Below are 17944 nucleotides of genomic sequence, written 5' to 3' on the forward strand. Positions count from 1 at the left end.
CCATGGGCCTGCGGAGCCCGTGGGGCCCGCTCGAGACCGTCGAGCGGGCCCTCACCGCCGTCGGGGCGATCATCCTCGCCTGGCTCGCGGTCAGCATCACGGTCGCGGTGCTCTCCCGTCACTTCGCCGGGGAGCCCATCGGGTGGACCTTCGAGATCGCCGAGTACAGCCTCGTCGTCATCACGTTTGCTGCGATCGCGTTGGTGGGGCGCGAGGACGGTCACGTCAGGATGGAGCTGCTCGGTGAGGTGCTGCCGCAGCGGGTCCAGCGCGTTCTCACCCTGATCGCCGAGACCATCTCCCTGCTCGTGCTCGCCGCCGCCTTCGTCGCAGCGGTGGCGATCACCGCCGAGAACCTCGCCGATGGGACGCGCGTCAGCGGCATCCTGCGCATCCCGCGCTGGTTGGTGCTCGCGATCATGCCCGTCGGCCTCGGGCTCCTCGCGATCGAGCACGGGAAACGCCTGGCTCGCGCCGTGCGGCCGGGCTCGACCGGGTGGGCCGGCTCGACCGGCTCCGCCGCGGATCCGGACACCCAGGGGTAGCGGTGGAGTGGCCCCTCCTGCTCGCCGCCTTCCTCGGTGCCCTGATCATCCTCCTGCTGCTGCGCGTCCCCGTGGCCATCGCGCTGCTGGGCGTGAACCTCGTGGGGGTCGTCTGGCTGTTCGGCTGGGACGCGGGAACGCGCCAGCTGGTGCTGAGCGTGCAGGGGGGCTTGTCCACGTTCGTGCTGTCGCCGGTCCCGCTGTTCATCCTCATGGGCGAGGTGCTCATGGCCTCGGGCCTGGCGAGCCGCGCCTTGAGCGCGGTGGAGCGCAGCATGGGCAGACTCCCCGGCCGGCTGGGGCTCGTCACCACCGCGGGGGGCACCCTGTTCGGCATCCTGTCGGGATCGACGCTCGCGAACACCGCGTTGCTGGGCAAGGCCTTCCTCCCCCAGATGCTGCGCGAGGGCTACGGGGTGCGTTACGGGATGGGCTCGATCCTCGCCTCCGGTGGCCTGGCGATGATCATCCCCCCGAGCGCGCTGGCGGTCGTGTGGGGGGCGACAGCGGGCGTGGCGATCGGGCCCTTGCTCATCGGGGGTCTGCTCCCCGGGCTGCTGATGGCGGTGAACTACGCGATCGTCCTCATCGGCTGGAGTTGGCTGGCGGGCCGACGATCGCGTCGCTCGGCGCCGGTGGTGGCGACCGAGGGGGCGACCGAGGGGGCGACGGTGGAGGGCCGCGTCGAGCGGTCGGGGGACCAGGAGGCGACCCGCGACCACGAGACGCCCGATGCCCCTCCCTCGTTGTTGGTCGACGTCGCCCCGCTGGCCCTGCTGATCGCGCTGGTCCTGGGCCTGATCTTCTTCGGAGTCGCGACCCCGACCGAGTCGGCGGCGGCCGGGGCGGTGGGCTCGGTCGTCCTCGCGGCGGCCTACCGCCGATTGGGCCGCGCCACGATGTGGTCGGCGCTGGTCGGCAGTGCGAAGGTGTCGGCGGTCATCTTCTTCATCCTGGCCGGCTCCGACGTCTACAGCCGCATCATGAGCTTCAGCGGCGCGACGTCCGGCGTGATCGGCGCGCTGCTCGACGTCGACGCGGGCCCGATCGTGACCCTGATCCTGATGCAGGTCGCCGTCGTGCTGCTGGGGCTGTTCCTCGAGCAGATCTCGATCATGCTCGTGACGCTGCCGTTCTTCATGCCGGTCGTGGAGGCGATGGGCTGGCACCCGGTCTGGTTCGGGATCATCATGCTCATCAACCTGCAGATCGCGCTCACGACACCGCCGTTCGGGATGAGCCTGTTCGTGATGAAGGGCGTCGCACCGCGCGGGGTCAAGCTCACCGACGTCTACCTCGCGGCCGTGCCGTTCGTGCTCGCGGACGTCGTCGCCATCGCGCTGCTCATCCTCGTACCCGGCATCGCCCTCTGGTTGCCCGAGCTCATGCTCTGACCGTTCGTCGCGGGCGGGGAGCGAACCCCCATGTCGAAGGAGCCCACCGTGTCAACCGAAGCGATCGACCTCCCCGGTCTCGGGGCCCTCACCGTCGTGGATCTGGCGCAGCCGCTGACCGAGACGACGCCGACCATCCAACTGCCCGAGCCGTTCGCGAACACCCCCCCGTTCCGACTGCACGAGATCAGCCGTTACGACGAACGCGGACCCGTCTCCTACTGGAACTGGTTCGAGTGCGGCGAGCACGTCGGGACCCACCTCGACGCGCCCAACCACTGGGTCTCGGGGCAGGGGGGTCGCCCGGTCGACGAGATCCCGCTGCGGCAACTCGTCGCACCGGCGGTCGTGATCGACCGCACCGACGAGGCGGCTGCCGATCCCGACTACCTGCTGGGGCTCGAGGACGTGCGCGCGTTCGAGGCGGAGCACGGCCCGCTGCCGGAGGGCGGTTGGCTGCTGTACCGGACCGGTTGGAGCCGGTACGCCCAGGACCAGGAACAGTTCCTGAACGCGGACGAGAGCGGCGCGCACACCCCCGGCATCCAAGCGGAGTGCGCCCGGTGGCTGGCCGAGGAGAGCGGCATCATCGGGATCGGCGTCGAGACCGTCGGCACCGATGCGGGGCAGGCCTTCGAGCTCGATCCCGTCTTTCCCGTGCACCACTACATGCACGGTGCGGGCAAGCTGGGGCTGACCCAGCTCGCGAACCTCGATCGGCTCCCCGCGACCGGCACGACCCTGGCCGCCGCGCCGCTCAAGATCGAGGGAGGCTCGGGCAGCCCGACCAGGGTCTACGGCTTGCTGCCGCGTTGACCGACGCGCACGCCGGGTCTCCGGGATTGCCCTGGCACGGGGGGCGAACCCCGGGCGATGGGCTCCTCGCTACCCGTCGGGCTCCCATGCCACCGGCAACCTGCTGAGGCCGCGGGCGAAGAAGATCGTGTCGCGTTCGGGCTCGCCGGCCAGGCGCGGGCCGGGCAGGCGCCGCAGGAGCTTCGTCAAGGCGATCCGCAGTTCCAGGCGCGCCAGGGGCGCGCCGATGCAGACGTGGATCCCCGTGCCGAACGCGAGGTGCTTGCGGACACCCGCGCGCTCGAGGTCGGCCTCGTCGGGATCCTCGTAGCGGCGGGGGTCCCGATTCGCCGAGCCGTAGTGCAGCATCACCCGGGCGCCGGCGGGGAGCGTGACCCCGTCGACCTCGACCTGCCTGGTGGTGGTGCGGAACAGGCCCTGCGCGGGGGACTCGAGCCGCAGGAACTCCTCCACGGCCGCGGGCATCCGCTGTTCCAGGTCGGCCTCGAGCGTCTCGCGCAGCCGGGGGTTCTGGAAGAGGAGCAGCAGGGAGTTGCCGATCGCGCGCGTCACCGTCACGTGTCCGGCGATGATGAGGTTGAGCGGAACCCAGAGGGCTTCCTCCAGCGAGAGGGGTCGCTCGCCCTCGAGCCGAGCCTCGAGCAGGGCGGACATGAGGTCCTCGGTGGGCTGCTCCTGCCGCGCTTCGAGCTCCCGCATCACCAACCGCTGCAGCGCGACGAAGCTCTCGGCGTAGGCGACCTGGTCCTCGACCGGGTCGGTGGCCTGGATCAGCTTGAGCCAGTGGTAGCTCCACAGGTGGAGGTCCTCGAGGTCCGCACGGTTCAGGCCGAGCATGTCGGCGATCCCTGCGAGCGGGTACGGCCAGGCGAAACGGTCGATGAGCTCGGCCTCACCGTCGCTGGCGAATCCGGCGATGAGCTCCTCGGCGAGTTGGTCGAGGCGTGGCTCCAGCATCGCGACGCGCTTGGGCGTGAACGCCTGGTTCACGAGCCCGCGGAGGCGCCGGTGGTAGGGCTCGTCGCTGTCGGTGAGCGTCCCCAGCTGTGGGTAGCCCTCGGCGAGCACCGCCTCGACCTCGGGCGGCGGCGTCGCCATCGAGGATCGCACCGCGTGCCGCGACGAGAAGGTCTCGTGGTCCCTCGCTGCGGCGAGGACGTCCTCGTAGCGGCTGATCACCCAGAGATCGAACGGCTCGGCGTAGAAGACGGGCGCCTCGTCCCGGAGTTGTTCGTAGATCCCGTAGGGGTTCTCCAGCTGTTCGGGGCTCAGGGGGTCGAACCGCAGCGGGTGCGGCTCGCCGAGCGCGGACCGACGGGCCATGGAGGGCACTCCTTGTGCGTGGCCGACCGTTCACCTGGTCGGAAGTGGGTGGTCCCGGGGGCCGTCAGTCGCCGGTGGTCGATGCCCACGGGACGAGGAGTCGTTCGAGTGCAACGAGCCCGTAGAACAGCGCGACGCTCATCGCGCTGAGCAGCAGGATGGACGCGAAGGCCAGTGAGGTGTTCGCCGTTCCGCCAGCGATGATGACGACGAACCCGAGGCCCGCGTCAGCGCCGCTGAACTCACCCACGACCGCCCCGATCACGGCGAGGGTCATCGCGACCTTCAGGCCCACGAACGTCTGGGGCAGGGCGGAGGGGAAGCGCACCTTGCGGAAGATCTGCCATTCGGACGCCTTGAGCGAGCGGCTGAGCTCGATGAACTCCTCGTCGGTGGATTTGAGGCCGGCTGCGCACGACACCACGATCGGGAAGATGCAGATCAGGATGATGAGGATCACCTTGGGCAGGATCCCGAACCCGAGCCACATCACCAGGATGGGCGCGATCGCCACCTTCGGGACGGATTGTGCGGTGACGAGCAGCGGGTACAGGGTTCGCTCCGCGATCCTCGAGTAGGCGATCAGGAACGCGAGCGGGACCCCCAGCACGATGGCTGCCGCGTAGCCGAGGAGTGTCTGGCCGAGGGTGGTCAGGAAGTGCCCAGTGAGGCTCTCGGCGTCCTCCAGCAACGTGGCGGCGATGGAGGTGGGCGCGGGGAGCGTGAACTCCCGGACGCCCAGTACGCGGACGAGGAGTTCCCACAGCAGGATCAATCCGACCAGCAACGCAACGGGGGCCATCCCCGCGCCCAGTCGTTCCCGGGCGCGGCCTCCCGCTGCGCCGGTCGTCAGCACCGGTGTCCGCTCACTCACGGTCGGGCCTTGACGTCGATTGCTCGTCCGGCGGGACCGGGTCGCCGATCAGCTCTCGGCGCACGCGTTCCGCGTGATCGGCGAGCTCAGGAGAGTTCTCGGAGCGCGGTCTGGACGCGTCGATCGGCTGGACGGATCCTATGCGCCCGGGGCGAGGGGTCAGCGTGACCACGCGGTCGGACAGCGTGACCGCCTCGGTGATGCTGTGCGTCACGAGGACGATCGTCTTCGTCGTCTCCAGCCAGATCCGTTGCAGCTCCTGGCTGAGCTCTTCGCGCGTCAGGGCATCCAGCGCGGCGAACGGTTCGTCCATGAGGAGGATGTCCGGATCGTGCACGAGCGCGCGACACAGGGCAGCGCGTTGCTGCATCCCCCCGGAGAGCGCCTTCGGCCGCCGATGCTCGAAGCCGCCCAAGCCGACCATGTCGAGCAGGGCGCGGGCCCGGTCGAGGTGTGCGTCGGACGTGCCGCCGAGGATCTCGACCGGGAAGAGGACGTTCTCGAGGACGGTCCGCCAGGGGAACAGCGCCGGGCGCTGGAACATGAGGCCGACGTCCTCGCGCGGCCCCGTGACGACCTCGTCGGCGACGGACACCGTCCCCGCCGTCGGGGGGATCAGTCCGGCGATGAGCCGCAGCAAGGTGGACTTGCCGCAGCCAGAGCGCCCGACCAGCGACACGAACTCGTGCCGGCCGACATCGAGGTCGATTCCGTGGAGCGCGTCGACCGCCCCGGCGGTCCCGGGGCCGAAGGTCTTGGACACCCCTTGGAGTCGGAGCAGCGCCGTCGAGTGTTCCACGCGGACGTCCCGTTCTCTTCTTCTCGCCGAAGCGGGTCTGACGCGCTCAGGAGCTCAGGGTGCCAACGGCTCGTAGACCTCGTCCAGGGACACCGGTTGCTCCAGTTCGAAGGCCTCCTCGGCCGTGTCCAGCAGCGATTCGAGGCGTGACTCGTCGATGTGTCCGAGACCGTGCTCCTCGGTGTAGTCGGTCACGACGTAGTCGCGCATGATCTCGAGCTCTCGGGCGGCGATGTCGACATCCACTTCGTCGACCCGCTCCTCCATGACCGTCGCAGCCTCCTCCGGGTCGTCCAGGGCCTCCTGGAGGCCGTGGTTGAGGGCGGTGACGAACCTGGTGATCAGCTCGGGATCCTCCTCGATGAGGTCGTCGCTGGCAGCGATGCCGAGACCGGGGAGGTCGGGGATGTGGTCGGCGTAGGGGAAGGCGACGATGTCGTCATCCGTGGCCTGCTCGAACAGCGGGATGCCCACCACGAACTGCTGCACCGCGTCCGCCTCTCCACCGGCCAGGATCTGCGGCAGCTGTGGAGGCTCGGTGGGGCGGAAGTCGACGGCGTCGCCATCGAATCCGGCCGCGTCCGCGTAGGGACCGAACAGCAGGGTGTCGGCACCCGCCGGGGCTCCGGCGAGGGTCCGGCCCTCGAGCTCGCCCGGCTCCTCGATCCCGGCGCCCTCCGGGGCGAGGATGGCCGTCAACGCGTCCTGGTGCACGAAGCTCACGATCTTCACGGGCACCTCCTCGTTGGCCCGGACGATCGCCGTGGACGCGAAATCGATCGGTGCGAACTCCAGTTGGCCCTGGGCGATGAGCTGTGCGTTGTCGACGGACCCTCCACCGGGGACGATGTCCACTTCGAGGCCGGCGTCCTCGAAGTGGCCGTGTGCGTCGGCGACGTAGACGTAGGCGTCGCGCCCGAACGTGCCGAACGACGTCGCGTAGGAGATCTCGGTGACCGTGTCGGCCTCCGCGTCGTCGGCCGGAGTATCCTCGGCGCCCTCGGTCGCGCATGCGCCCACGCCGAGCGCGACGACGACGCCGCTCAAGGCAAGCAGTACCCTCCGCGAGTATGGCATGTTAACCCCCAAATGGACATGGATTTGCTGTGGAGGCCTGACACCTCAGGCGAGACCTCCAACGAGATGGATCGTTCGGATCTGAAACACTCTGTGATGCCGGACCCTGTCGTGTCACGCTATCAGCACCCGTAGCGTGGTGCAGTTGCACGGAAACACCTTCACTCGGCGGGGAAGAAGCGTCGGCCCAGCAGGGCCTCGAACCGGAAGTACCGGTCGAGACGGACGCCCTCGAGCTCCTGGCGGGGGAGGTTGAGCATCGCGGTCACGAGCTCGAGGTCGTCGACCTCGTAGAGCAGGTAGAAGCTGGTGTCGCGACTGCGGGGGTTGCCCACCATCAGCAGGTCGTCGTCGAAGGTCGCGAGCAGGTCCGCGCCCCACTCCTGCCACCGCGCGAAGCACGCGGTGAGCGCCGGCACGACCCGCTCCTGTCGCAGCGTGTCGTCGGCGGTGTACCAGGAGGGCTCGGCGCTGCCGAGCACGAGGACGCGCAGCGGCGACTCGAGCGTCGGGGCGTAGGCGGGATCGTCAGCGGTCACGGTACGACTCCTCCCTCGGCAAGGCGTGTCCGCAGGGCCTCGGCGAGCGCCCGGTTGCTCGTCACGACCGGCACGCCCGCGGCCGCCTCGAGCTGCACGATCCGGTCCGCGGTCGGCAACCCGGTGCAGCTCAGCAGTACCGCGTCCGCGGACGCGCCCACCCGGCCGACCAACGCGATCAGGTCCTCGTCGGGTAGCCCCGCGATCACATGGTTGTCGGCGATCCCCAGGCAGGCGTCGCCGGCGAGGCTGAACCCCTGAACGGTCACGTGCTCGCAACCGCGCGCGTGCACCTCGGCGGGATAGGGGGAGGCGAAGCCGACCCGGAGGGCGCCGGTCGCGCGCAGGGCTTCGGTCACCGCTCCTGCGGCCGTCACCAGGGGGATTCCGGCCGCCGCGACCGCCAGGCGCTCGCGGAGCTCGTGCTCGTACGTCGTCCCGCCGAAGAAGCTCCCGGACGTGCATCCGTAGGCGATGGCGCCGGGCCGCGCCTCGACGAGCTTCGCGACCTCCACCTCGGCCTCCTCGGCCATGCGGCTCAGGAGTTCGGCGTCGAGCTCGTGTCCCCCTCCCACCCGCGCGGCGAGGACCCCGGTCCCACCCCCGAGGTGGCGTCGGACGTCCTCCTCGATGACCGCGTTGGAGGCCGGAACGACGAGACCCACGACCGAACGCGCGTCGCGCTGGGGCGGCGGCGAATCCCCCCAGGTCATCTCATCACCTCGGGCAGCCACGTGGCGATCTGCGGGAAGACGAACAGGATCACGATGGCCAGGAGCATGAGGCCCACGAAGGGGACCTGCCAGCGCATCACGGTCTCGATGGGCAGGCCGGTCGCGCCCTCGAGCACGTACAGGTTGAACCCGAGAGGCGGGGTGAGCTGCGAGATCTCGATGAGGATCGCGAGCACCACGGCGAACCAGATGGGGTCGTAGCCGAGGTTCGTCACGATCGGGAACACGATCGGCAGCGTGAGGAGCATCATCGAGAGCCCCTCGAGGAACGTCCCGAGGAACAGGTACAGCACGACGATCGCCGCCAGCACGACGACAGGCGCGAGGTCGGCGGCCTCGATCGCCGTGGCGAGGTGAGCGGGGATCTGCAGGTAGCCGATGAAGTTGGCGATCACGGTCGCGCCCATGAACACGAGCATGATCATGCCGGTGATCCGGATGGTCTCGCGCAGTGCCTCATTGAGCGCGCTGATCGTGAAGGTCCGGAACGCGACCATCAGCGCGAGCGCGCCGATGACGCCCACCGCGGCAGCCTCGGTGACGGTCGCGATCCCGAAGTAGATCGAACCCAGCACCGCCGCGGCGAGCAGCACCACCGGCCCCATGCTCGGGATGCTCGCGAGCAGCGCCCGCGGGGTCACCGGCTCCCGCTCGGCCGGCACGAGGCCGGGCCTGGCCAGCGCGATCGAGCCGATGAACGTCATGAAGAGCAGCTGGATCAGCAGCGCCGGCAACAGGCCGGCGATGTAGAGGCGGCTGATCGAGGTGCCCGTCATGAGCCCGAACAGGATGAAGTACAGGCTCGGTGGGATGAGCATGCCGAGGGACGCCCCGCCGATCGAGCCCACGACCGGCCCCGGCGCGTAGCCGCGGCGCCGGAGCTCGGGAACCGCGGTGCTGCCGACGGTGGCGCAGGTGGCCACCGTGCTGCCGGTGGTCGCCGAGATCATCGTGCACGCCAGCACGTTGGACTGCAGCAGCTTTCCAGGGAACCGGGCCAGCCAGGGGGTCAGGCCGGTGAAGAGCCGCTCGACCACCCCGGACTTCGTCAGCGCCTGGCCCATGAAGACGAACATCGGGATGGCGAGCAGGGTGTGGCTGACGCTCTCGGAGAACTGCAGCCGGGTGACGATGTCCCAGACCGGCACGTCGGTGAAGATCAGCCCCGTGAGGACGCCCACCACGGTGAGCCCGATGCCCAACCAGAACTTCGACGCGAGGACGAGCAGCAGCGCCGCGAGGATGAACAGCCCCGGCAACGCGATCTCACCCACGGGGCCTCCTTCCGCGGACCCGCCACGACGGTCGTCGCCCCCCGACAAGCGGCGGCGTGGGTCCGGGCACGCCTCGACCGGCGATCACGAGGCGCCCACCGAGTAGTGCCGTGCCCGATGCCATCGGGCGACGTCGTCGATCAGCCGGACCGCGAACTGCAGGGCGAACAGCGCCGCGCCGGTCAGGACGACCGTGTAGAGCCACCACGTCGGGTAGCCGGTCTCGACGCCGGTCTGCCCCGTGTCCCGGAAGTACTCCCAGCGATCGAACATGGCCCACACCAGGACGGCCATGAACCCGAGCGCAAGAGTGCTGATCACGACCGAGAGCCCGTGTCGGGCCCGGGGCGGGAGGCGGTCCGCGAGGATCCGCACCTGGATGTGGCCATCGCAGCGCAGCGTGTAGCTGAGAGCCAGCCACCCGATCGCGGCCATGAGCCACGAGGACATCTCCGTCGTGCCGGCGATCGAGCGATTCAGCAGGTTGCGCCAGAGCATGTCGGTGGCGACCAAACCGATCGCGGCCAGGAGGAGGGCGGCCGCCACGACCGCGGCGACCACCGAGAGGCCGGACAGAGCGCGCAGCAGCGCCACCCGCTCGCTGGGCAGCGGGGCCTCGGTGGGTGACGGCTCGGGTTCGGTCATCGATGCGTCCTCGCGTGGGGCGGGGGCGATGGCACCGACCCCGCCCCGGCGTCGAGTGGGTCAGTCCTGCATGTCGAGCGTCGCCTCGAGGAGGTCGACGGCCTCGTCCCCGGTCTCCTCCGCCCAGGACCACCAGGCCTCCTCGCCCTGGTCCCGCATCTCGGCGATCGTCTCGTCGGGGACCTCGTAGGTGGTCATGCCCTCCTCGTCGAAGCGCTGCTCGGCCTCCTCGTCCTCCTCGAGGAGCCGTTCGCGGCCGTGCTCGGTCGCCTCCTGCGCGACCTCCACGACGGTGTCCTGCAGGTCGTCGGGCAGGGCCTCGAACGACTCCTGGTTGATGCCGTAGAGCGACGAGCCGATCACCGAGCCCAGCACACCGCGGTATTCGTAGTGCTCCCAGGCCTCGAGCTGACTGATGAGCGGGTTGCTGTTCGGCATCCCGTCCATCTGGCCGCGCTCCATGGCGGTGGCGAGGTCCTCGACGGGCAGGTAGAGCGGCGAGACCCCCAGCTGCTCCCAGAACTCCCCGTGCACGGGGCTGAGGACGCGGAACTCGGCGCCCTCGAGCTGCTCCACGTCCTCGAGCTGCTCGTCCCAGAGCAGGTACTCCTGACCGAAGGTGAACGTGCCGACCGGCATGACCCCCCAATCGTCGGTGAGGTGTTCCTGCATCTCCGGCACGTAGAGTTCGTCGAGCCACTCCCAGTGCTCGTCGTAGCCCTCGTGCAGGAAGGGCAGCGCGCCGAACTGGGCGAGGGGCTCCGCCCCCGCGTTGTGAGGCAGCGAGATGTCGCCGCCGTCGACGAAGCCCTCTCCGATCACCTCGATCATCTCGCCGGCCTCGTAGCCGAGCGCCCCGCCGAAGTGCAGGTCGAGCGTGATCTGCCCGTCCGTCCGCGCCTCGAGCTCCTCGGCGAAGTACTCCGCGGTCATCCCGAACGCGGAGTCCCGTTCGCCGGTCTCGCTCACGTTCCAGGTCCACGTGACCGGGTCGAAGTCCTCGTCGGGCTCGTCGGCGTCGTCCTCGGACTCGTCGTCGGGCTCGTCGTCCGGGTCCTCGTCGGGTTCGTCGTCCTCGTCGTCGAGGTCGTCCGTGGGCTCCTCGTCCTCTTCGGCCACGTCGTCGTCGGGCTCCTCGGCGGCCTCCTCCTCCGCACAGGCCGCGACGAGCAGCAGCAGCGCAAGGGCGAGCAACAGCAGGCGTCTCATGGTTGGCTCCTTCTCTCGACGTCGCGCATGGCGTGGCGCGGGGTGACCACCAGCCCTCCGGTCAGCCGCCCCGACGAATGGTTTGAGCATATATAGGATGCCAAAGTCGTGTCCGTGCGACGAGGGGTCGCCGATGCCCTGAAGGGCTCGCCGACCACGCGTGGCGACGAGAATCAATCGGAGGAGCGGGTTTACGTTGACGGTCGGGTTGGGACTCCTCGCAGCGGGTTGCTACGGGACCTCCGACTTCCTCGGCGGGCTGGCCTCGCGTCGGGCCGGCGGGGTGTTCGGGGTGGTGCTGGCGGCCCGGTTCACGGCGGTCCTCGTGCTCCTGGGGCTGGCCCCACTGCTGGCCACGGGCGCGCCGGCCGTTGACGAGTTGCTGTGGGGCGGGATGGCGGGCCTCGGTGGTTCGGGCGGCGTCCTGCTGCTCTACCGCGGGATGGTGCTCGGGCGGATGAGCGTCGTCGCGCCCGTGAGCGCGATCGGATCGTCGGCGCTCCCGGCCCTGGTGGGCGTCGCGCTGGGCGAGCGCCCGTCCGCCCTCGCCGCGAGCGGCGTGCTGCTGGGCATCGTCGCGATCGCGCTGGTCTCGGCACCCTCCGGCGAGCGGATCACGCCGCGCGCGATCGTCGCCGAGCTTCGCCCGGGCGGCGCGACGCTGTACGGCTTGGGGGCGGGCAGCGGGTTCGCGCTCGTCTTCGTGTCCTTGGACCAGGCAGGCGGCCAGGGCGACCTCTGGCCGATCCTGGCGGCGCAGGCAGCGAGTCTCCTCGTGGTGGCCGTCGCTGCGGGTCTCGGACGCCGAAGGGTGCGCCTGCCGGCGAAGGTGGTCCCGCTGGCCGTGGTGATCGGGCTGTTGAGCGTCGGGGCGATGACCAGCTTCCTCTTCGCCGCCAGGACCGGATTGCTGGCGCTCGTGGCCGTGCTCACGTCGCTCTATCCCGCAGTGACCGTGGTGCTCGCCCGAGTCGTGCTCGCCGAACGGCTCGCGAGTGCGCAGCGTGTCGGCGTCGGGCTCGCGATCTTGGGCGTGCTGCTGATCGGGATCGGTTAGACGCGCGCCCGACGCGGCCGGATGCGCGTCTACGCCTCGATCGCCCCGTCGACGCAGACGTGGGTCGGGCCGCCGACCCAGACGGACCCGTCGGCGTCCGCATCGATGCGGGGACGACCAGCGCGGTGCATCCGCGTGCCCTGGCTCGCGGTGTACGGGGCGGTCGCGCGCCCGGAGGCCAGCAACCACTGTCCGAGCGAGGCGTTCAGGCTGCCGGTGACCGGGTCCTCCCGCAGGTTCCCCTCTCCGTCGGCGAACAGCGCGCGCACCTCGAACGCGAATGGCGAGTCCGGGGGGTACGGACCCACGATGCCGATGTCCGACGGCGTCTCCGCGACCGCGGAGGCGTCCGGCTCGACGGCGAGCACCTCGTCAGCGGTGCCGAGCAGGACCGCGACCCACCCTGGTCCGTTGTCGACCCATTGCGCGTCGACGATGTCGGCCGGGTCGAGGCGCAGCACCGCCGCGAGGTCGGCCACCAGCGCCTCGTCGACCGGCCCCGACCGCTTCAGCGGCGGCGCGGCGAACGCGAGCTCGGCGTCGGTCCGACGCACGGTGACCAGCCCCGCCCCGCATTCCTGGACGACCGCGTCGGCGTCGCGCGGCCGACCCCCCGACTCGAGCCACGCGCGGCACGCGCCGAGCGTCGGGTGGCCCGCGAACGGCAGCTCGCTGCCGAGGTTGAAGATCCGCACACGGTAGTCCGCACCGGGCGCGTCCGGGGGCAGGAGGAACACCGTCTCCGACAGGTTGGTCCACCGCGCGATCCGCCGCATGTCGTCGGTGTCGAGCCCCTCGGCGTCGACGACGACCGCCAGCGGGTTCCCGAGGTACGGCACCGGCGAGAACACGTCGAGCTGCAGGAAGCGGCGGCGCATCGGCGGTCCCCCGGGAATGGTCAGTCGTGCGCGGGCGCGACCGACTGGACGTACTTCGCCATCCGGTCCATGGCCTCCTCGAGGCGGGCGTAGGGCTCCGACCCGAAGCAGACCCGAAGATGGCCCTGCCCCATCGCACCGTACGAGCTGCCCGGCTCGGTCGCCACGTGGGCCTCGTGCAGGAGCTGCTCGGCGAACTCCGGGTCCGGTTGCCCGAGCCCGGAGACGTCGGGGAAGGCGTAGATGGAGCCCTCGGGGAGGTGGCAGCGCACGCCGGGCATCGCGTTGAGGCGCTCGTACACGAGGTCCCGGCAGCGGCGATCCTCGGCGACCATGTCGTGCCGGGGCTGCTGGTCGCCCTCGACCGCCGCGACTGCGCCCTCCTGGGCGAAGACGTTGGGGTGCGTGGTCTCGTTCATGGCGATGCGGTGAATGTCCCCGAGGAGCTCGGTGGGCGCGACCGCGTAACCCAGACGCCAGCCGTCCATCGCGTAGGCCTTGGTGAACGCGAAGAGGCTGACCGTGCGCTCCCACATGCCCGGCAGCGCGGCGATGCTCGTGTGCTGCCGACCGTCGTAGGTGATGTACTCGTAGACCTCGTCGGTGACGACGAGGAGGTCGCGGCGGATCGCGATGTCGGCGAGCACGGCGAGTTCGTCGCGGGTGAACACCGTGCCGACCGGGTTGGCCGGGTTGACGAGCACCAGCATCTTCGTTCGCGGCGTGATCGCGGCCTCCACCCGTTCGGGGTCCACCCGGTATCCGCGTTCGGGGTCGAGTGGGACGGGGACCACCGTCGCGCCGGTGAGCGCGATCTTCGGGGGATGTTGCGGGTAACGCGGTTCGAGCACCAGGACCTCGTCGCCGGGGTCGAGCGCGGCCATGAACGTCGCGAACGACGCCTGGGTCAACCCGGTCGTCACGAGGACGTTCTCCGGTCCGGCGGGCAGACCGTTGAACTCGCTCAGCTTGCGCGCGAGTGCCTGGCGTAGGCGCTCGGTCCCCTGCAGGTCCCCGTAGTGGACGATGCCTGCGTCGAGGGCCTGCTTGGCCGCCTCCTTGATGTCGACAGGGGTGTCGAAGGCGGGGCGACCGACCTCGAGGTGGATGACGTCGGCGCCCTCGCGCTCGAGCGCGGCGGCACGGGGGTACATCCCGAAGCCCTTCCCGCGCTGGCTCTCCATGCGGTCCGCTGGCCATTTCATGAGCATCACCTTCGGGTGTCGGCCCGGCTGGGGTCTCGCCCCTGCTGGGGTGTGTCGGTCTGGAGCGGCGGGTGGTGCGCTCGTGGAGCTCGGCTCTCTGCGTGCGTGAGTGTGGCCTCGGCGGCCGGGCACCGAGTGTCACGGCGGGACGTCGCGAGGCCGTGCGGCCGGCGGCGAGGACCGGACCATGGACGTGCGAGATTATCAAATCCCGCCGGAGGTGGGTGGCTGAGCTCAGCCACGTCTACAACCGCGACATCCTGATCGGGTCGATCGCGGCGACGATCGCGACGGCGATCACCGCGCTCAGCCGCTTCGCGTTGTTCTTCGGAGGCGACGAGGACGCGAACCCGATCGCGCAGATCGCGATGATCCTGCTCGCGCCGATCGCGGCGATCCTCATCCAGTTCGCGGTCACCCGCAGCCGCGAGACGCAGGCCGACACGAGCGGCGCGGACCTGTCCGGCAAGCCCCTGGCGCTGGCGAGCGCGCTCCGGAAGCTCGAGGCCGGCGGCAAGGAGCTCGCCCGGCGCGGGGTCGGCGGCACGCCGGCGGAGCAGCCGAACAACGCGTTCTCGAGCCTCTACATCTCGGCGCCCTTCGGTGGCGCGGTTCGTGGCGGCCTGGGCAACGCCTTCCGCACGCACCCCAAGACCGAGGACCGCGTGCGCAACCTGGAACAGCTCGCTCGCCGCATGGGCCAGATGGCGTAGCTCGCCGCGTGCTCGAAGCGGACACGGACGATGCCGGCCCGTGGGGAACCCACGGGCCGGCATCGTCAGTTGTAGTTGGTGAACTTGATCGGCAGGTCCTGGTCGTTGTTGCGCAACAGCGTCTGGCACTCCTGGAGCGCGTCCTTCGACTTGCTCGAGATGCGCAACTGATCGCCCTGGATGCTGGGCGTCACCTTCAGCTTGCTCGCCTTGATCTGCTTGACCATCGCCTTGGCCTTGTCCTGGGGGATGCCCTCGACGAGGCCGATGTCGAGGCGGTACGTGCCTTTCGCGGCGGGCTGCGGTCGGTCGTGGTCGAGCGACTTGAGGCTCACCTTGCGCTTCACGAGCTTGTCCTTGAGCACGTCGAGGGCGGCATCGACGCGGTCCTCGGAGTTCGTGGTGATCGCGATGCCGTCGCCCGACCAGGCGATCTCGGCATTCGCGCCCTTGAAATCGAAGCGCTGCCCGACCTCCTTGGCGGCCTGGTTGATCGCGTTGTCGACCTCCTGACGGTCGGTCTCGGCGACCACGTCGAAGCTGTTCTCGGCCATGCGCGACTCCTTCTCCATGCCGATGTCCGCGAGTCCTTCACGGCAGGATAGTGACGAGCTCTCGCGCGGGCCCGCCCTGGTTGCGGGGGGTGCGGGCCGGGCCTAGCATTCCGACGTCCTGGTGGGTTGCCCGAGCGGCCAAAGGGAGCGGACTGTAAATCCGCCGGCTTATGCCTACGAAGGTTCGAATCCTTCACCCACCACCCCAGGTGCCGCCGGATCCTCTCCGGCGGCGTTCTCGTGTGACCGCTGCGACTGTGACCCCGGCGACGCCACGACCGAGTGCAGGTGCGCGAGCGACTCGGGCAGCCGCACAGCCCCTCGCGCGGTGCCGTCATCCGCGGGCAGGCTCCGCGCGAGCCAGCGCCCGCCCCACGCCGTCGCGCCGTCGTCCCGGGTGCCCAGCTCGAGGCCGAGCGGTCCGGGCTCCTCGAACCCGAACTGCTCCAGGAAGTCCACCGGGCCGGCGGCGACGATCCGGTGCGCCCCGAACGCTGCCGCGATGTTCGTCGCGCGCTTGACCAGCCGACCGCCGATGCCCTGGCGTTGGCGGTCGGGGCGCACGGCGATGGGGGCCACCGCGAGCACGCGGCCGTCAGGTGGCGGCACCCCGGGTGGGGCTGTCGCGCTGGGCCCGAGCCCGATCGGGACCAGGAGCGCGTGTGCGACGACTTCGCCGTCCTCCTCGACGACGAGGGAGTGGACCGACTCGGTGTCGGACCCCGTGCGGAGCGACTCGACGAGCTCGGCCTCGGCGTCCCGCCCGAACGCCGCTGCCAGGAGATCATGGACCGCCGAGTGGTCCTCGGTTGTCTCGGCGCGCATGATGCGCCCGTCGATGGTGCGGGGGCGTCGGGCGGCGGCGTCCGCCACCTCGGCCAGGCGCACGAGCTCGCGCCTGCCCTCGTCGACGGCGATGTCGATCAGCGCGGGATCGTCTCCGCCGCCGGGCGAGCGCGCGATGTGCAGCTCCAGTGTCGCGAGGCGACGACGGCGCTGGAACGGCGTCGCCGACAGCGCGATGCCCTGGAGCGAGCGCTCGGGCGTCACATGGGTCGTGCGGACGAACACACCGGAGCGGGCGACGATCGCCTGCGGCAGGCGGGCGCGTCCCAGCGCGCGATAGGACGAGCGACCGAGCAGCGCGAACGGCACGGCGAGTGCCAGCCCCGCCACACCCGCCGGGCCCTGCCACACGAGCAGGCCGACCGTCGCCGCCAGCGTTGCCAACGCGGCCCGGACGTCGCGGCGGTGTCGCGCACCGATCGGGGCCGGTGTGAGCTCGACGCCGGCCACGTCGTCCCGCCCGGTGATGCGATCGACGAGCGCGAAGGCCTCTTGCCGGGTGCCGATCGGCAACACCGTGCTCGTGTCGCTGGCCTCGCCGGCGGCGCGTCCGGCGACCTCGACCTTCACGGTGGCTCGTCCGAGGGGGCGTCGCAGCAGGTTCTCCTCGACCCGCAGGGACTGCAGGCGGTACAGCGGGATCGTGCCCGAACGCTGCTCCAGCAGGCCCCGTGTGGTGTGCAGCCGCCGGTCGGCGGCGCTGAGCCGGAAGTCCCAGTAGGCGAAGACCGTCGCAACGACCGAGAGGACGAACACCGCGAGGAGGAACCCCCCGACCGCCATCACGATCCCCACCCAGCCCTGCGCACCGAAGAACTGGGTGACCTGCTCGACCACCGGGTCGATCTGCTCGGCGAACAGCTGGGAGGCGAAGCCGAGCAGGGCCGCGACGACACCGACACGGCCCCCGGTCAGGCCCGCGAGCACGAGGTCGCCGGGCCGCATGCGCACGAGTTCGTCATCGCCCCCCTGGTCGTCGGCGTCGGTGTCGGCGGACGCGGCGGGGCGCGGCGTGCTGGGGCGCCCGACGAGTTCGGTGCGCACGAGGTCCGCGATCTCCGGATCGAGCGCGTCGAGTTGGCCCTCGGTCGTGCCGCCCCCCACCGACTCGACGCGCAGCTCCACGACGCCGAAGAGGCGGTGACGCAGCCGACGGATCCGCTCGACCGACTGGATCCGCTCGCGGGGGATGACCCGACGTTGGCGCTGGAGGAGTCCTTGCTCGATGACGAGCGACTCCGCGTCGATGTGCCAGGTGAACCGCCACCATCGGACCCCCGAGGAGACGAGCGCCCCGACGATCACGATCGCCGCGAAGGCCGGGGCGACGGTCCCGGCGATGATCAACAGGATGATCGGGCCCGCGCTCGACAAGGCCCACACGCCCAGCGCGCCGATGTGCAGGCGTTGGCGTCCGCGCAGCACGGCCTGCGCCGGGGGCGTCGGGACCTGCGGCCACACG

18 protein-coding genes and 1 tRNA gene are annotated in these 17944 nt (G+C 70.6%); 6 read left to right on the forward strand and 13 right to left on the reverse strand.

Going from position 1 to position 17944, the window contains the following annotated elements:
• Positions 1–2 precede the first annotated feature (2 nt).
• The 3 genes from ER308_RS13145 to ER308_RS13155 are packed head-to-tail and all read left to right on the forward strand — an operon-like array spanning position 3 to position 2755.
• Positions 3–545: a TRAP transporter small permease gene (locus ER308_RS13145; RefSeq protein WP_131155416.1), complete on the forward strand. Its 543-nt coding sequence runs from the start codon at positions 3–5 to the stop codon at positions 543–545.
• Positions 546–547: 2 nt separating this feature from the next.
• The gene (locus ER308_RS13150) at positions 548–1939 is read left to right on the forward strand and encodes a TRAP transporter large permease (RefSeq protein WP_165492069.1); all 1392 of its coding nucleotides are present in this window, start codon (positions 548–550) and stop codon (positions 1937–1939) included.
• A 30-nt stretch (positions 1940–1969) separates the two neighbouring features.
• Positions 1970–2755, forward strand: a complete 786-nt coding sequence (locus tag ER308_RS13155; RefSeq protein WP_131155418.1) for a cyclase family protein — start codon at positions 1970–1972, stop codon at positions 2753–2755.
• A gap of 69 nt (positions 2756–2824) precedes the next feature.
• Here the strand turns inward: ER308_RS13155 and ER308_RS13160 are convergent, their stop codons facing one another.
• The 9 genes from ER308_RS13160 to ER308_RS13200 all read right to left on the reverse strand — a co-directional run bounded on the left by ER308_RS13160 (position 2825) and on the right by ER308_RS13200 (position 11229).
• Positions 2825–4078 carry a cytochrome P450 gene (locus ER308_RS13160; RefSeq protein WP_131155419.1) on the reverse strand — a complete coding sequence of 418 codons (1254 nt, stop codon included), beginning with the start codon at positions 4076–4078 and terminating at the stop codon, positions 2825–2827.
• A gap of 64 nt (positions 4079–4142) precedes the next feature.
• Complete coding sequence (locus ER308_RS13165; RefSeq protein ID WP_205745605.1) at positions 4143–4952, reverse strand: ABC transporter permease; 810 nt, start codon at positions 4950–4952, stop codon at positions 4143–4145.
• The gene (locus ER308_RS13170) at positions 4945–5733 is read right to left on the reverse strand and encodes an ABC transporter ATP-binding protein (protein ID WP_131157017.1); all 789 of its coding nucleotides are present in this window, start codon (positions 5731–5733) and stop codon (positions 4945–4947) included. Before ER308_RS13170 ends, ER308_RS13165 begins: the two co-directional genes overlap by 8 nt.
• Positions 5734–5805: 72 nt before the next feature.
• Positions 5806–6798 (reverse strand): ABC transporter substrate-binding protein, encoded by a 993-nt coding sequence (locus tag ER308_RS13175; RefSeq protein WP_165492070.1) that lies wholly within the window; start codon positions 6796–6798, stop codon positions 5806–5808.
• A gap of 191 nt (positions 6799–6989) precedes the next feature.
• A complete protein-coding gene (locus ER308_RS13180; protein ID WP_131155421.1) occupies positions 6990–7367 on the reverse strand; it encodes a hypothetical protein in 378 nt (125 codons plus the stop codon).
• Positions 7364–8080, reverse strand: a complete 717-nt coding sequence (locus ER308_RS13185) for a maleate cis-trans isomerase family protein (protein WP_131155422.1) — start codon at positions 8078–8080, stop codon at positions 7364–7366. The genes ER308_RS13180 and ER308_RS13185 overlap by 4 nt, the downstream gene beginning before the upstream one ends.
• Positions 8077–9375, reverse strand: a complete 1299-nt coding sequence (locus tag ER308_RS13190) for a TRAP transporter large permease (protein WP_165492071.1) — start codon at positions 9373–9375, stop codon at positions 8077–8079. The genes ER308_RS13185 and ER308_RS13190 overlap by 4 nt, the downstream gene beginning before the upstream one ends.
• 84 nt (positions 9376–9459) lie before the next feature.
• A complete protein-coding gene (locus tag ER308_RS13195; protein WP_131155424.1) occupies positions 9460–10020 on the reverse strand; it encodes a TRAP transporter small permease in 561 nt (186 codons plus the stop codon).
• A gap of 60 nt (positions 10021–10080) precedes the next feature.
• Complete coding sequence (locus tag ER308_RS13200) at positions 10081–11229, reverse strand: TRAP transporter substrate-binding protein (protein ID WP_165492072.1); 1149 nt, start codon at positions 11227–11229, stop codon at positions 10081–10083.
• A gap of 196 nt (positions 11230–11425) precedes the next feature.
• Between ER308_RS13200 and ER308_RS13205 the strand changes: the two genes are divergently transcribed.
• On the forward strand, positions 11426–12286 hold the full coding sequence (locus tag ER308_RS13205) for a DMT family transporter (RefSeq protein WP_131155426.1): 861 nt from the start codon (positions 11426–11428) through the stop codon (positions 12284–12286).
• A gap of 29 nt (positions 12287–12315) precedes the next feature.
• On the opposite strand, the gene ER308_RS13210 is transcribed toward ER308_RS13205, so the two are convergent.
• Both ER308_RS13210 and ER308_RS13215 read right to left on the reverse strand, forming a co-directional pair.
• Positions 12316–13164, reverse strand: a complete 849-nt coding sequence (locus tag ER308_RS13210; protein ID WP_131155427.1) for a PhzF family phenazine biosynthesis protein — start codon at positions 13162–13164, stop codon at positions 12316–12318.
• Positions 13165–13184: 20 nt separating this feature from the next.
• Complete coding sequence (locus tag ER308_RS13215) at positions 13185–14369, reverse strand: pyridoxal phosphate-dependent aminotransferase (protein WP_205745607.1); 1185 nt, start codon at positions 14367–14369, stop codon at positions 13185–13187.
• 224 nt (positions 14370–14593) lie between these two features.
• Here ER308_RS13215 and ER308_RS13220 point away from each other — a divergent pair, with 224 nt between their 5' ends.
• The gene (locus ER308_RS13220) at positions 14594–15082 is read left to right on the forward strand and encodes a M48 family metalloprotease (RefSeq protein ID WP_205745608.1); all 489 of its coding nucleotides are present in this window, start codon (positions 14594–14596) and stop codon (positions 15080–15082) included.
• Positions 15083–15147: 65 nt separating this feature from the next.
• Here ER308_RS13220 and ER308_RS13225 read toward each other — a convergent pair whose 3' ends face one another.
• Positions 15148–15636 carry a YajQ family cyclic di-GMP-binding protein gene (locus ER308_RS13225; protein WP_131155429.1) on the reverse strand — a complete coding sequence of 163 codons (489 nt, stop codon included), beginning with the start codon at positions 15634–15636 and terminating at the stop codon, positions 15148–15150.
• A gap of 120 nt (positions 15637–15756) precedes the next feature.
• Between ER308_RS13225 and ER308_RS13230 the strand changes: the two genes are divergently transcribed.
• Positions 15757–15839: transfer RNA gene (locus ER308_RS13230), tRNA-Tyr, on the forward strand.
• Here the strand turns inward: ER308_RS13230 and ER308_RS13235 are convergent.
• Positions 15811–17943: a GNAT family N-acetyltransferase gene (locus tag ER308_RS13235; protein WP_165492073.1), complete on the reverse strand. Its 2133-nt coding sequence runs from the start codon at positions 17941–17943 to the stop codon at positions 15811–15813. The genes ER308_RS13230 and ER308_RS13235 overlap by 29 nt on opposite strands.
• Between the last annotated feature and the right edge of the window lies 1 nt (position 17944).

This window comes from Egibacter rhizosphaerae, assembly GCF_004322855.1.
Lineage (GTDB): Bacteria > Actinomycetota > Nitriliruptoria > Euzebyales > Egibacteraceae > Egibacter > Egibacter rhizosphaerae.